This window comes from Kitasatospora sp. NPDC056783 (assembly GCF_042789895.1).
GTDB lineage: Bacteria > Actinomycetota > Actinomycetes > Streptomycetales > Streptomycetaceae > Kitasatospora.
This window is the reverse complement of sequence record NZ_JBHUAF010000246.1, coordinates 1-12,843: the sequence shown is the minus strand read 5'-3', so window position 1 is coordinate 12,843 and position 12,843 is coordinate 1. Positions and strand designations below refer to the sequence as shown.

12 protein-coding genes and 2 tRNA genes are annotated in these 12,843 nt (G+C 73.3%); 10 read left to right on the top strand and 4 right to left on the bottom strand.

Translation table 11 applies throughout. The features are described 5' to 3' along the window. Positions 1-45 precede the first annotated feature (45 nt). Positions 46-1,416, top strand: a complete 1,371-nt coding sequence (locus tag ACFRMQ_RS27945) for an MFS transporter (RefSeq protein WP_380733424.1) — start codon at positions 46-48, stop codon at positions 1,414-1,416. A 12-nt stretch (positions 1,417-1,428) separates the two neighbouring features. Here ACFRMQ_RS27945 and ACFRMQ_RS27940 read toward each other — a convergent pair whose 3' ends face one another. After that, entirely contained in the window at positions 1,429-2,025 is a 597-nt protein-coding gene (locus tag ACFRMQ_RS27940) for a flavodoxin family protein (protein ID WP_380733423.1), read from the bottom strand. Positions 2,026-2,192: 167 nt separating this feature from the next. Here ACFRMQ_RS27940 and ACFRMQ_RS27935 point away from each other — a divergent pair, with 167 nt between their 5' ends. The 5 genes from ACFRMQ_RS27935 (at position 2,193) to ACFRMQ_RS27915 (ending at position 6,323) form a co-directional block, all read left to right on the top strand. Beyond that, positions 2,193-2,684, top strand: a complete 492-nt coding sequence (locus tag ACFRMQ_RS27935; RefSeq protein ID WP_380733422.1) for a winged helix-turn-helix transcriptional regulator — start codon at positions 2,193-2,195, stop codon at positions 2,682-2,684. A gap of 104 nt (positions 2,685-2,788) precedes the next feature. Next, a tRNA-Thr gene (locus tag ACFRMQ_RS27930) sits at positions 2,789-2,864 on the top strand. A 169-nt stretch (positions 2,865-3,033) separates the two neighbouring features. Continuing rightward, complete coding sequence (locus ACFRMQ_RS27925) at positions 3,034-3,702, top strand: LuxR C-terminal-related transcriptional regulator (protein WP_380733421.1); 669 nt, start codon at positions 3,034-3,036, stop codon at positions 3,700-3,702. A 249-nt stretch (positions 3,703-3,951) separates the two neighbouring features. Continuing rightward, positions 3,952-4,929 carry a UDP-glucose 4-epimerase GalE gene (gene galE / locus ACFRMQ_RS27920; protein ID WP_380733420.1) on the top strand — a complete coding sequence of 326 codons (978 nt, stop codon included), beginning with the start codon at positions 3,952-3,954 and terminating at the stop codon, positions 4,927-4,929. Positions 4,930-5,309: 380 nt separating this feature from the next. Next, positions 5,310-6,323 carry a LuxR C-terminal-related transcriptional regulator gene (locus tag ACFRMQ_RS27915; RefSeq protein WP_380733419.1) on the top strand — a complete coding sequence of 338 codons (1,014 nt, stop codon included), beginning with the start codon at positions 5,310-5,312 and terminating at the stop codon, positions 6,321-6,323. 42 nt (positions 6,324-6,365) lie between these two features. On the opposite strand, the gene ACFRMQ_RS27910 is transcribed toward ACFRMQ_RS27915, so the two are convergent. Beyond that, entirely contained in the window at positions 6,366-6,863 is a 498-nt protein-coding gene (locus tag ACFRMQ_RS27910) for a MarR family winged helix-turn-helix transcriptional regulator (RefSeq protein WP_380703577.1), read from the bottom strand. A gap of 111 nt (positions 6,864-6,974) precedes the next feature. Between ACFRMQ_RS27910 and ACFRMQ_RS27905 the strand changes: the two genes are divergently transcribed. After that, complete coding sequence (locus ACFRMQ_RS27905) at positions 6,975-7,766, top strand: methyltransferase domain-containing protein (protein WP_380733418.1); 792 nt, start codon at positions 6,975-6,977, stop codon at positions 7,764-7,766. 102 nt (positions 7,767-7,868) lie between these two features. On the opposite strand, the gene ACFRMQ_RS27900 is transcribed toward ACFRMQ_RS27905, so the two are convergent. After that, entirely contained in the window at positions 7,869-8,471 is a 603-nt protein-coding gene (locus tag ACFRMQ_RS27900; protein WP_224285115.1) for a TetR/AcrR family transcriptional regulator, read from the bottom strand. Positions 8,472-8,686: 215 nt separating this feature from the next. After that, positions 8,687-9,718, bottom strand: coding sequence for an acyl-CoA desaturase (locus ACFRMQ_RS27895; protein WP_380733417.1), 1,032 nt, complete (start codon positions 9,716-9,718; stop codon positions 8,687-8,689). 247 nt (positions 9,719-9,965) lie between these two features. Between ACFRMQ_RS27895 and ACFRMQ_RS27890 the strand changes: the two genes are divergently transcribed. From ACFRMQ_RS27890 to ACFRMQ_RS27880, 3 genes are all read left to right on the top strand, one after another. Continuing rightward, positions 9,966-10,036 (top strand) — tRNA-Gln (locus ACFRMQ_RS27890). A gap of 143 nt (positions 10,037-10,179) precedes the next feature. After that, positions 10,180-11,634, top strand: a complete 1,455-nt coding sequence (gene glmU / locus ACFRMQ_RS27885; protein WP_380733416.1) for a bifunctional UDP-N-acetylglucosamine diphosphorylase/glucosamine-1-phosphate N-acetyltransferase GlmU — start codon at positions 10,180-10,182, stop codon at positions 11,632-11,634. 203 nt (positions 11,635-11,837) lie between these two features. Then, positions 11,838-12,815: a ribose-phosphate diphosphokinase gene (locus ACFRMQ_RS27880; RefSeq protein WP_380733415.1), complete on the top strand. Its 978-nt coding sequence runs from the start codon at positions 11,838-11,840 to the stop codon at positions 12,813-12,815. Positions 12,816-12,843 lie beyond the last annotated feature (28 nt).

Here is a 12,843-nt window from a genome sequence, read left to right as displayed (position 1 = left end):
GGTGGGGGCTGGTGGGGTGGGGGCGGGGGTGGCGAGGGTGGTGGTATGGATGCGGAGGATGTTCGGCGGGTAGGGCAGTTGCGGCGGGCGGCGGCTGCGGCGCTGATCGGGACGGCGATCGAGTTCTACGACTTCTTCATTTACGGGACGGCGGCCGCGTTGGTGTTCGGGCCGGTGTTCTTTCCCGGACTGGGCACGGTGGGCGCGCTGTTGGCGGCCTTCTCGGTGTATGCGGTGGCGTTCCTGGCCCGGCCGTTGGGGGCGGTGGTGTTCGGGCACTTCGGGGATCGGGTGGGGCGGAAGGCGACGTTGGTGGTGTCGCTGCTGTTGATGGGTCTGTCCACGGCGGCGGTGGGGCTGTTGCCGGGGTTCGGGGTGTGGGGGTGGTGGGCGCCGGCGGTGTTGGTGGTGCTGCGGGTGTGCCAGGGCGTCGGGTTGGGCGGGGAGTGGGGCGGTGCGGCGCTGCTGATCGCGGAGAACGCGCCGGCCGGGCGGCGGGGGCGGTACGGGGGGTTCCTGCAGTTGGGGCCGACGATCGGGTTCGTGCTGGCGAACGGGGTGTTCCTGGCGCTGCAACTCGGTTTGGACGAAGGGGCGTTCCGTGTGTGGGGTTGGCGGGTGCCGTTCCTGGCCTCGTTCGTCATGGTCGCGGTGGGGCTGTTCGTACGGCTGCGGGTCGAGGAGTCGCCGCTGTTCCGGACGGCGGGTCGGCGGGAGCGGCTGCCGGTGCTGGAGGTGTTGCGCGAGCACTGGCGCCCGGTGCTGGCGGGTGGCGGGGCGATCACCGTGGGGTACGCGCTGTTCTACCTGACGACGACGTACGCGCTGGCGTACGCGACCACCGGGCTCGGGGTGGCGAGCACGGTGGTGCTGTCGATGCTGCTGGCCGGTGCGGCGGGCATGGCCGCGACGGTGTGGTCGAGTGCCTCGCGCAGTGACCGGTGGGGGCGGCGGCGGACCTTGCGGTGGGCGACGGCTCTGGCGACGGTCTGGTCGCTGGTGTTGTTCCCGCTGCTGGAGACGGTGGCCCGGCCGCTGATGTTCGTCGCGCTGGCGGGGGCGATGGCGGTGCTGGGCTGCGTGTTCGGCCCGTTGGCGGCGTTCCTGCCGGAGTTGTTCCCGACCCGGGTGCGCTACACGGGGGCGGCGTTGACGTACAACCTGGGCGGGGTGATCGGCGGTGCGACGACGCCGCTGGTGGCCACCCGGCTGACCGGGGTGTACGGGACGGCGCAGCCGGTGGGCTGGTACCTGGCGGTGTTGGGAGTGCTGGCCCTGGGGTGCCTGCGGCTGTTGCCGGAGACCGTCGGCGCGGAGCTCGGGTCGGCGGGTGAGCCGGTGGGCCGGTCGGTGGACGGGCCGGCGGACGGCGGACGCCGCCGGGCGCCCCGGTGGGGGACGGATCCGGCGGCGTAGCGGTGCCGGGGCTCAGCCGGCCAGGGCGGCGCGGCCGGCCAGCACCACGGCGGTGTGCCGGGCGACGCGCGCGCCCAGGTGCTCGGCGGTGGCGATGTCGGCCTTGTGGACGGCTTCCGGACCGGCGTCGGTGGGCGAGGAGGCGGCGGCGCCGTTGAAGAAGCCGAGGCGGTTGAGGTCGTTCTCGGAGGCGGTGGTGGCGTTCCAGCCGGGCTTGAGGCCGAGGTTGACCCAGTGCATGCCGTGCTGCGCGGCGAGGGTCTGGAAGAAGCCGAGGGTGGCGGCCTTGTCGCCGTTCTTGGAGCCGGAGTTGGTGAAGCCGGCCGCGATCTTGTCCTTCCAGACGTCGGTGAACCAGCGCTTGCTGGTGGCCTCGGCGAAGACGTGGAAGGCGCCGGAGGCGGTGCCCATGTAGGTGGGGGAGCCGAAGACGATCGCGTCGGCGGCGTCCAGCTGGGCCCACTGCTCCTCGGTGATGGTGTCGACGGCGATCGAGACGACGTCGGCACCGGCCGCGGCGGCGCCGCGGGCGACGGCCTCGGCGATCACGGCGGTGTGGCCGTAGCCGGAGTGGTAGGCGAGGGCGACGGTGGGGCGGATGGCGGTCATGCGGCACTCCAAGGGGCGGGCGCGGGCCGACGGGCAAGCGCGGGGACGGTTCGGGGTGGGCGCACCGACGTGGCCCGTGCCCTCGACCCGGATCGGTCTCGAATATAGACCAGGTCTCTATTGGTTACCAAGGGGGGATTGGAGACCGACCGGGCTACTCTGGAGGCATGACGACGGAGGAAGCGCCCCGGGCCCGGACCGGGACCGGAAGGCCCGAGGGGCGGGAAGTGCCGGGCGCCGACCGGGAGGACGGGTGGGCGGCCCGCTCCGGGGAGGGCTGGGAGCCCGGGCAGGAGCTCGACGTGTTCGCCCGGCTGTGCCCCAGTCGCGAGGTGTTCGCCGAGCTGGTCGACAAGTGGTCGATGCTGATCCTGATGAGCCTCCTCGCCTGCGGGCCGCAGCGCTTCTCCGAACTCCAGCGCGGGGTCGGCGGGGTCAGTCGCAAGATGCTCACCCAGTCCCTGCGCAACCTGGAGCGCAGCGGGCTGGTGCTCCGTACGGTCTTCCCGGAGACGCCGCCGCGGGTGGTCTACGACCTGCTGCCGCCCGGCCGTGAGCTGGCCGAACTGGTCGCGCCGATCGGCCGGTGGACGGAGCGGAGCACCGGGCGGATGATGGCGGCCCGCGAGGCGTTCGACGCGGCGCACCCCGAGGGCTGAGGGGGCGCGTGGGTGGAGCCGGGGCCGATTTCCCTTCCGGGCCGACGGCCGTGTAATGTCTTCCTTGTTCGAGCGGCCCGGAGAAACACCGGGCAAGCGAGCAAGCCCCTATAGCTCAGTCGGTAGAGCGTCTCCATGGTAAGGAGAAGGTCTGCGGTTCGATTCCGCATGGGGGCTCCACTGAAAGACCCTCGCCTCGCGGCGGGGGTCTTTCGCGTTCCCGGCCGGTTCCGCACCGCCGACACGCCACGGCCTAGCGGGTCGGGCACGGAATGCGCTGTGATGGTGCGTCATCGGCCGCCCGCCCGAGGGGTGCGGGCGCGAGCCGGACCCCGACCGGGAGGGTGTCATGGGTGTTCGACTCGTGGTGGTGGACGACCACCGGCTGCTGGCCGAGGCGCTGGCCACCGCGCTCCAGCTGCGCGGCCACCGGGTGCTCGCGGTCGGGTCCCCGGCCGGCGCCGCCGCCGACCTGGTGGTCGGGCGGCGGCCCGAGGTGTGCCTGCTGGGGGTGTCCGCCCCGGGGGATCCGGGTGCCTTCGACGGGCTGCGCCGGATCCGCCGCGAGCGCCCCGAGGTGGCCGTGATCGTGCTCGGCCCGGTGGGCGAACTGCGCGGTGTGGCCGGGGCGTTCGCGGCCGGAGCGGCCGGGTACGTGCCCAGTGACGAGCGGATCGAGGTGGTCGAGCGGGCCATCGGACGGGCACGCGCGGGCGAGGCCGCGGTCGCCGTCGACATCCTGCGCGGCGCCTTCGACCAACTGCTGCGCCCGGCGCCCGAACCGGACGACGAGGCCGTCCGGCTGCTGCGTCTGCTGACCCGCCGTGAGGTGCAGGTGCTGGCCCGGATCGCGGACGGCGAGGACACCGCGGCGATCGCCGCCGGGATGCGGATCGCGGCCAGCACCGCCCGGACGCACGTCCAGCGGGTGCTGATGAAGCTCGGCGCGCGGACCCGCCTGGAGGCGGCCGCGGTGGCGGCGCGCACCGGCCTGCTGGCGCGGCTGGCCGGGGGCTGAGGACCCGGCCCGAAGGAGGCCGGGGACTCGGCCGAGGAACGCCTGAGGGACCGGCTGGAGGAGCCGGGCGGGCGGCGGCCGGCGGTCCCGTCGGGGCGTCCGGGGCTGAGGAGTTGGTGAGAAGGCCGGAAGCCGTCGTCCGGGTGGTCCGGAGCATCCCGGCGGATTGGGAGAATGGCCCCAGTCGTACGCATTCCGTCGACGGCACCCGCCCGGCCGGGCGGACCGTCGTTCGCTGGAGGTCGCAACATGAGTAAGTACCTGGTCACGGGTGGCGCCGGTTACGTCGGCAGCGTGGTCGCCGCCCACCTGCTGGAGGCGGGGCACCGGGTGACCGTCCTGGACGACCTCTCCACCGGTTTCCGCGAGGGCGTCCCGGCCGGTGCCGAGTTCGTCGAGGGCCGGATCCAGGAGGCGGGCAAGGTGCTGGACGGCTCCTTCGACGGCGTGCTGCACTTCGCCGCCTCCTCGCAGGTCGGCGAGTCGGTCGCGGACCCGGAGAAGTACTGGCGCAACAACGTGGCCGGCTCACTGGAGCTGATCAGCGCGATGCGCGCGGCGGACGTGCGCACGCTGGTGTTCTCCTCCACCGCCGCCACCTACGGCGAGCCGGAGGCGGTGCCGATCGCCGAGACCGCCCGCACCGCGCCGACCAACACCTACGGCGCCACCAAGCTCGCCGTGGACCACCTGATCACCAGCGAGGCCGTCGCGCACGGGCTGGCCGCCGTCTCGCTGCGCTACTTCAACGTGGCCGGTGCGTACGGCAGTTCCTCCGGCGTCTCGTTCGGTGAGCGGCACGATCCCGAGTCGCACCTGATCCCGCTGGTCTTCCAGGCCGCGCTGGGCCTGCGTCCGCACATCGCGGTGTACGGCGACGACTACCCGACCCCGGACGGCACCTGCGTCCGCGACTACATCCACGTCGCCGACCTGGCCGAGGCGCACCTGCTGGCGCTGGACGCGGCGAAGCCGGGCGAGCACCTGATCTGCAACCTGGGCAACGGCAGCGGCTTCTCGGTGCACGAGGTGATCGAGTCGGTCAAGCGGGTCACCGGCCGCGAGATCCCGGTGCGGGTGGCGGGCCGCCGGGCCGGCGACCCGGCGGTGCTGGTGGCCTCGGCCGCCCGCGCCCACGAGGCGCTGGGCTGGACGCCGCGCCGTCCGAACCTGGACGAGATCGTCGCCGACGCCTGGGAGTTCACCCTGGCGAAGCACGGTCGGTGAGCGGCGGTCGGTGAGCATCGGTCGGTGGGCGGCAACTGGTGAGCAGTGACTGGTGAGCAGTGATTGGTGAGCAACGGCCGCTGAACGGTGGCGCGTTGGGGAGGGACGCCGGGCGGGGCCCGCGCCCGGGACGGTCGGACGCGGGCCCGGTGACGGTAGGCAATAGGACTCAAGTCCGTTTGCCCGTGCACTTTCTGACGAAACTTCACCGAATCGCCACGTGCGCGTTTCCCGCCCCGTAGGCTGAGTGCGGTACCGGTGGGGGCCGGCGCCCTTTCGGCCTCACCGACCACCGGTGGGCGGGCGGAGCGGCGGGTCCGGAACGCGGAAGCCGGACTGGTCCCGCCCCGGGCTCGGGCGCTCTGAGCAGGGGAGGGACGATGGGGCGGATTCGGGTCCTGGTGGTCGACGACCACCGGATCTTCGCCGAGGCACTGGCCGCGGCGCTCGCCGCCGAGCCGGACGTGGAGGTGGGGGCGGCGGGTAGTGCCGCCGCCGCCGAGCGGGCGTTGGAGCGGGCGGCCGGCGAGGGCCGGGCCTACGACGTGGCGCTGATCGACGCCGACCTCGGCGCCGAAGCGGTCGGGGCGGCCGGAATGATCGGTCCGTACGGAGCACCGGGAGCGCCGGGATCATCAGGAGCGCCCGGAACGCCGGGGCCCTTGACGGCGTCAGGGGTCCCCGGCGCGCCCGCCCGCCGCCGGCCCGGCGCCGAGCAGGCCGAGGAGGCCCGACGGCGGGGGGTCCCGCCCGTGCCGCAGCCGCGTCGGCCGGCCGTGTCCCCGGGGGCGCCCGTCCCGCTGCCGCCCGGCGCCCGGCCGGCGGTGGACCCGTCGCGGGGCGACCAGCTCAGACCCGCGGCCCCGCCCCCGGACGGCATCACCCTGCTGGCCAGGCTCCGCCGCGCCCACCCCGGGCTGCGCGCCGTCGTCCTGGCCGCCGCCGACGATCCGCACCGCGCCGCCCGTGCCCTGCACGCGGGGGCCACCGGCTGGGTGGCCAAGGAGAGTTCGCTGGCCCGGCTGCTCGCCGTGGTCCGGGGCGTGCTGCGGGACGAGACCCATCTGCCGCCCGCGCTGCTCACCGGGGTGATCCGGGAGCTCACCACCGCCCGGCGGGACCGCACCGAGAGCGAGCGGCTGGTGGACACCCTGACCCCGCGGGAGAAGCAGATCCTGCGCTGCATGGTCGCGGGTCTCGGCCGGCAGGCCGTCGCCGAGCGGCTCTACCTGTCGCCGCACACCGTCCGGACGCACATGCAGAACGTGCTGGGCAAGCTCGGGGTGCACTCCACGCTGGCGGCCGTGGCTGTCGCCCGCCGGGCCGGGGTCAGCCCGGCCGAGCAGGCCGCGCCCCCGCCGCCCTCGGTGGCGAGCACCGTCGAACGGTCCTGAGGCGGCATCGGCGGGCCGGGTGGCCCCCGGCCCGGGCGGGCGTCAGCCCGGGATGTTGTCGAACGGGGCGACCAGCAGCCGCAGCAGCGCGGCGAGTTCGCCCTGCTGACCGGAGGTGAGCTGGGCGAGCAGTTCGCGCTCGTGCACGAGCAGTCCGGCGAGCGCCTGGTCGGCGCGGTCGCGGCCGTCGTCGGTGAGCCGGACCAGGACGCCGCGCCGGTCGTCCGGGTCGGGTAGGCGCTTGACCAGGCCCTTGACGGTGAGCCGGTCGATCCGGTTGGTCATGGTGCCGGAGGTGACCAGGGTCTGGGTGAGCAGCTGGCCGGGGGAGAGCTGGTACGGGGAGCCGGCCCGTCGCAGGGCGGTCAGCACGTCGAACTCCCACGGCTCCAGGCCGTGCTCGGCGAAGGCGGTGCGGCGCGCGCGGTCCAGGTGCCGGGCGAGCCGGCTGACCCGGCTGAGCACCTCCAGCGGCTCCACGTCGAGGTCGGGGCGCTCCCGGCGCCACGCTGCGACCAGCCTGTCGACCTCGTCCTCCATGACGATCAGTGTATCGGTGGATGTGTCGATGTGAAGTCTCTTGACATCGAGAAATGTGCCAGCAAGGCTAACGCGAGATATCTTGATATCGAGATACTTGCGAGGTGAACCATGACCAGCCCCGTCTGGGACCCGGCGCAGTACCTGCGCTTCGCCGACGAACGCACCCGCCCGCTGCGTGAGCTGCTCGCCCGCGTCCCCGACCTCCCGCACCCCGGTGCCGAGGTGATCCTGGACATCGGCTGCGGCCCCGGCAACTCCACCGCCGTGCTGCGCGAGCGCTGGCCGCACTCCCGCCTCACCGGTGTCGACAGCTCGGCCCCGATGCTCGCCACCGCCCGCGCCGAGGGCGAACCCGGTGCCGAGTACCTGCTCGCGGACGCCCGTGACTACGACCCGGCTCCGGCCCGGCCCGACCTGATCGTCTCCAACGCCACCCTCCAGTGGGTGGACGGCCACCTGGCGCTGCTGCCCCGCTGGGCGGACGCCCTGGAAACCGGCGGAGCGCTCGCCTTCCAGGTGCCCGGCAACTTCGACGCCCCCAGCCACACCGTCCTCGCCGACCTGCGCCGCAGCGCCCGCTGGCGGGACGTGCTCGGCGAGGACGCCGTCCGGGCCGGCGTCCACCCGCCCGAGCGCTACCTCGACGCGCTGGTCGCCGCCGGCTGCCGCCCGGACGTCTGGGAGACCACCTACCGCACCCTGCTGCCCGGGCCGGACCCGGTCCTGGAGTGGGTCAAGGGCAGCGCGCTGCGCCCGGTCCTCACCCGGCTCGCGGACCCGGCCGACCGGGCCGCCTTCCTCGCCGAGTACGGGCGGCTGCTGCGCGAGGCCTACCCGGCCGGGCCGTACGGGACGGTGTTCCCGTTCCGGCGGATCTTCGCGGTGGGCACCCGGAGCTGAGGCCCAGAACCGAGGCCCAAAACCGAGGCCCGGAGCCGAGGCCCCGGGACCCGATCGGGCGGTCACCCGGCGCCGCTGGCCCGGCCGGCGGCGGGTGGCCGGTCAGCCCTTGCGCTCGCCGACCAGCTTCGGGTGCCGCTCCAGGCCCTCCAGCCCGTGCCAGGCCAGGTTCACCAGGTGCGCCGCCACCGTCGCCTTGTCCGGCTTGCGGACCTCCAGCCACCACTGCCCGGTCAGCGCGACCATTCCCACCAGCATCTGCGAGTACATCGGCGCCAGCCGGGCGTCGAAGCCGCGCGACTTGAACTCCAGCCCCAGGATGTCCTCGACCTGGGTGGCGATGTCGCTGATCAGCGAGGCGAAGGTGCCGGTCGACTGGGCCACCGGGGAGTCCCGGACCAGGATCCGGAAACCGTCCGTCGAGGTGTCGATGTAGTCCATCAGGGCGAACGCGGCCTGCTCCAGCAGCTCGCGCGAGTGCCCGCCGGTCAGCGCCCCGGTCACCATGTCGAGCAGCAGCTGCATCTCGCGGTCGACCACCACCGCGTAGAGGCCCTCCTTGCCGCCGAAGTGCTCGTACACCACGGGCTTCGACACCCCGGCGCGCTCGGCGATCTCCTCCACCGAGGTGCCGTCGTAGCCGCGCTCCGCGAAGACCGTCCGGCCGATCTCCAGCAGCTGCTCGCGCCGCTGCTTGCCGGTCATCCGGACCCGGCCGCCCCGGCGGCGCGGGGCCGGGGCCGGGCCGCCGCCGTCCGCGCCCCGGTCCGGATCTCCTCCGGTGGTGCCGGCCGCCGGTGCAGCGGCCCGCGGACGGGCCGGCGCCGTAGCGGGGGCCGCGTCCGTCCGCGTGCTGTGGTGACCGCCTGTGCTGTCTGCGCTGCTCCCGTTCACCCCTACATCATGCGGGAAGCGCCGCTTCATGCGGCGCGGCGGGCGGCGATCCGCTGCGCGTCCGGCCAGCGGACGTCCCGCACCCAGCCGGCCAGCTCGAACCAGCGGATCAGCCGTGCCGAGGAGTCGATCTGCCCGCGCAGCACCCCGTGCCGGGCGGAGGTCGGGTCGGCGTGGTGCAGGTTGTGCCAGGACTCCCCGCAGGAGAGCACGGCGAGCCACCAGACGTTGCCGGAGCGGTCCCGGGAGCGGAACGGGCGGCGGCCGACGGCGTGGCAGATCGAGTTGATCGACCAGGTGACGTGGTGCAGCAGCGCCACCCGGACCAGCGAACCCCAGAAGAAGGCGGACAGCGCGCCCTCCCAGGACAGGCTCACCAGGCCGCCGATCAGCGCGGGCAGCAGCAGCGAGATGGTGGTCCAGAGCCAGAACAGCCGGGAGATCCGCCGCAGCGCGGGGTCGCGCACCAGGTCCGGGGCGTACTTGAGCTGGGGGGTCTGCTCCTCGTCGAACATCCAGCCCATGTGGGCCCACCACAGACCCTTCACCAGCGCCGGGACGCTCTCCCCGTAGCGCCACGGCGAGTGCGGGTCGCCGTCCTTGTCGCTGAACCGGTGGTGCTTGCGGTGGTCGGCCACCCAGCGCACCAGCGGGCCCTCGACCGCGAGGCTGCCGGCGATCGCCAGGACCACGCGCATCGGGCGACCGGCCTTGAACGCGCCGTGGGTGAAGTAGCGGTGGTAGCCGACGGTGACGCCGTGGCAGGTGAGGAAGTACATGGCGACGGTGATCGCGAGGTCGGTCCAGCCCAGGCCGCGGCCCCAGGCCACCGGGACGGCGGCGACCAGGGCGGCGAACGGCACCAGGATGAACAGGGAGAGGGCGATCCGCTCGGCCGGGCCCTGCTTCTCCCCGCCGCGGGTGGCGGACAGCCGGGTGGCGGCGGTGGCGGAGCCGGGGGGAGCGTCGTGGTCGGAGGTCTCGGTGGGGTCGGAGTCGGGAGACGGAGTGGGGGTCGCGGAGTTCCCCGAGCGCGCCTCGCCTGCCTGGATGGTCATGGGCGTCCCTTTGCGGCGTCCCGGAACGGGACAGAAGAGGACCTACGTTGGCGTAACCTACGGCATCGTAGGTTGCGCTCCGTGTCCAGGGGAACACGCCGGTACGGGGCGCTTGAGTGAATTCGCCCGGCCGGACGGATGAACCGAGGCGCCGCGGGGCGGGTCGGTGGAGGCGGAAGCGGGCCGGCGGATCATGGCAAGTCGATACCCACGGCAGGGCCGTCTCCGGTAGGGTCTGACACGACTGTCCGCCGTGGTGTAATGGCAGCACAGGGCCCTTTGGAGGCCTTTGTCTGGGTTCGAATCCTAGCGGCGGAGCCTTTGCACGCCTCTGGTTCGGGCGTCTTCCCCCCGCGCCGGTATTGTCGGTGCTGCTCGGCGGACTGTGCGTATGGCGACCGGCCTGGGTCCGGGCCGGGCTGCTCTGCCCTCTCCGTGAACCTACCGAGGAGCCTCCCCGTATGGGTGCCAATTCGCTCGCCGCCGTTGTCGTGCTCGCCGCCGGTGGCGGGACCCGGATGAAGTCGAACAAGCTGCCCAAGGTGCTGCACGAGGTGTGCGGGCGTTCCCTGGTCGGTCACGCGGTCTCGGCGGCCCGGGAACTGACGCCCGGCCAGCTGGTCGTGGTGGTCGGCCACCAGCGCGAGCAGGTCGTGGCGCACCTGTCGGAGCACTACCCGGCCGCGCGCACCGCGGTGCAGGCGGAGCAGAACGGCACCGGGCACGCCGTGCGCGTGGCGCTGGAGTCGCTGACCGCCGACGGCGTGGCGCTGGACGGCACCGTCATCGTCACCTACGGGGACTCGCCGCTGCTGACCGTGGAGACCCTGCGTCAGCTGGCGCGGTCGCACGAGGCCCAGCAGAACGGCGGCACGGTGCTGACCGCCGTCGTCCCCGAACCGCACGGCTACGGGCGCATCCTGCGCGACGAGGACGGCACGGTCCTCTCGATCGTGGAGGAGCGCGACGCCACCCCCACCCAGCGCGCGATCGCCGAGATCAACTCGGGCGTCTACGCCTTCGACGCCAAGCTGCTGGTCGAGGCGCTGGCCCGGATCACCACGGACAACTCGCAGGGCGAGGAGTACCTGACCGACACCCTGGAGATCCTGCGCAAGGCGGGCCACCGGGTCGGCGCCGTGGTGGCCGAGGACCACCGGGACATCCTGGGCATCAACGACCGGGTCCAGCTGGCGCAGGCCCGCCGGCTGCTGAACGACCGCCTGCTGGAGCGGGCGATGCGCGAGGGCGTCACCGTGGTGGACCCGGCGACCACCTGGCTCGACGTGCAGGTGACGTACGAGCCGGACGCGGTCGTGCTCCCCAACACCCAGCTCCAGGGCGCCACGCACCTGGGCGAGGGCTGCGAGGTGGGCCCGAACTCGACGCTGAAGGACACCCTGGTCGGCGCCGGCGCCCGGGTGAGCAACACCACGGCCGACCGCGCCGAGGTGGGCGAGCTGGCCACCGCCGGTCCGTACGCCTACCTGCGGCCGGGGGCGAAGCTCGGCCGCAAGGCGAAGGTCGGCACCTACGTCGAGGTGAAGAACTCCGAGCTGGGCGAGGGCGCCAAGGTGCCGCACCTGTCCTACATCGGTGACGCCACGATCGGGGAGGGCACCAACATCGGCGCCGCCTCGGTCACCGTGAACTACGACGGCGTGAACAAGCACCGCACCGTGATCGGCGCGCACTGCCGAACGGGCTCGGACAACATGTTCATCGCCCCGGTCACCGTCGGTGACGGCGCTTACACCGGCGCCGGTTCGGTGATCACCACCGACGTCCCGGCCGGGGCGCTCGGAGTGAACCGGGCCACGCAGCGCAACATCGAGGGCTGGGTCGAGCGCAAGCGCCCGGGGACGGTATCCGCGCAGGCCGCGAAGGTGGCGCTGGACGGGGCCGAGCAGGCCTGAGCCGCCGCCTCGGGGCCCGGGCGCCGGGTCCCGAGGCGGACGGTTTCTGCGCGGGCGCGTAACCTGGGGGACATACGTGCGCCACTGGGCTTACCGCCCGTGTCCAGGCGTACCGACATTTCCCCTACCCGTGCCGCGAGCGGGCCCTGCCTGCCCGCCACCGGGTCGAGGGTTCAGCGTCCGCAACGCGAGGAGACGGTGCAGTGAGCGGGATCACGACGTCGGGTGAGAAGAAGCTGAAGCTCTTCTCCGGCCGTGCCCACCCGGAGCTGGCGAGGGAGGTGGCCGAGGCGCTCGGGACCGAGCTGGTCCCCACCAAGGCCCTGGACTTCGCCAACGGCGAGATCTACGTCCGTTTCCTGGACTCCGCGCGCGGCGCGGACTGCTTCGTGATGCAGAGCCACACGGCTCCCATCAACCAGTGGATCATGGAACAGCTGATCATGATCGATGCTCTGAAGCGGGCCTCCGCCAAGAGCATCACCGCGATCCTGCCGTTCTACGGGTACGCCCGCCAGGACAAGAAGCACCTCGGCCGCGAGCCCATCTCGGCCCGCCTGGTCGCCGACCTGCTGCGCCAGGCCGGTGCCGACCGCCTGATGGCCGTGGACCTGCACACCGCGCAGATCCAGGGCTTCTTCGACGGCCCGGTGGACCACCTGTTCGCGCTGCCGCTTCTCGCCGACTACATCGGTGGGAAGGTGGACCGCGCCAAGCTGACCGTCGTCTCGCCGGACGCCGGCCGCGTGAAGGTCGCCGACCAGTGGTGCGACCGGCTGGACGCCCCGCTGGCGATCATCCACAAGCGCCGCGACATCACCCAGGCCAACACCATCCTGTCGGCCGACGTCGTCGGTGACGTCAAGGGCCGGGTCTGCGTGCTGGTCGACGACATGATCGACACCGCCGGCACCATCTGCGCCGCGGCCGACGCGCTGTTCGACAACGGCGCCGCGGACGTCGTGGTGGCGGCCACCCACGGTGTGCTCTCCGGCCCGGCCTCGGACCGGCTGAAGAACTCCCGGGTCAGCGAGTTCGTGTTCACCAACACGCTGCCCACCCCGGCGTCGCTCCAGCTGGACAAGATCACCACCCTGTCCATCGCCCCGTCGATCGCCGCCGCGATCCGCGAGGTGTTCGAGGAGGGCTCGGTGACCAGCCTCTTCGAGGGTGTGCACTGACGAAGGCCCGTGCGTGCGGCCCCGGTCC

Excerpts from the sequence above, each read along its gene's own strand:
- ACFRMQ_RS27895 (WP_380733417.1), bottom strand. The coding sequence starts at position 9,718 with ATGACCATCCAGGCAGGCGAGGCGCGCTCGGGGAACTCCGCGACCCCC.
- ACFRMQ_RS27915 (WP_380733419.1), top strand. The coding sequence starts at position 5,310 with ATGGGGCGGATTCGGGTCCTGGTGGTCGACGACCACCGGATCTTCGCC.
- glmU (WP_380733416.1), top strand. The coding sequence starts at position 10,180 with ATGGGTGCCAATTCGCTCGCCGCCGTTGTCGTGCTCGCCGCCGGTGGC.
- ACFRMQ_RS27910 (WP_380703577.1), bottom strand. The coding sequence starts at position 6,863 with ATGGAGGACGAGGTCGACAGGCTGGTCGCAGCGTGGCGCCGGGAGCGC.
- ACFRMQ_RS27925 (WP_380733421.1), top strand. The coding sequence starts at position 3,034 with ATGGGTGTTCGACTCGTGGTGGTGGACGACCACCGGCTGCTGGCCGAG.
- ACFRMQ_RS27945 (WP_380733424.1), top strand. The coding sequence starts at position 46 with ATGGATGCGGAGGATGTTCGGCGGGTAGGGCAGTTGCGGCGGGCGGCG.
- ACFRMQ_RS27900 (WP_224285115.1), bottom strand. The coding sequence starts at position 8,471 with ATGACCGGCAAGCAGCGGCGCGAGCAGCTGCTGGAGATCGGCCGGACG.
- ACFRMQ_RS27905 (WP_380733418.1), top strand. The coding sequence starts at position 6,975 with ATGACCAGCCCCGTCTGGGACCCGGCGCAGTACCTGCGCTTCGCCGAC.
- ACFRMQ_RS27935 (WP_380733422.1), top strand. The coding sequence starts at position 2,193 with ATGACGACGGAGGAAGCGCCCCGGGCCCGGACCGGGACCGGAAGGCCC.
- galE (WP_380733420.1), top strand. The coding sequence starts at position 3,952 with ATGAGTAAGTACCTGGTCACGGGTGGCGCCGGTTACGTCGGCAGCGTG.
- ACFRMQ_RS27940 (WP_380733423.1), bottom strand. The coding sequence starts at position 2,025 with ATGACCGCCATCCGCCCCACCGTCGCCCTCGCCTACCACTCCGGCTAC.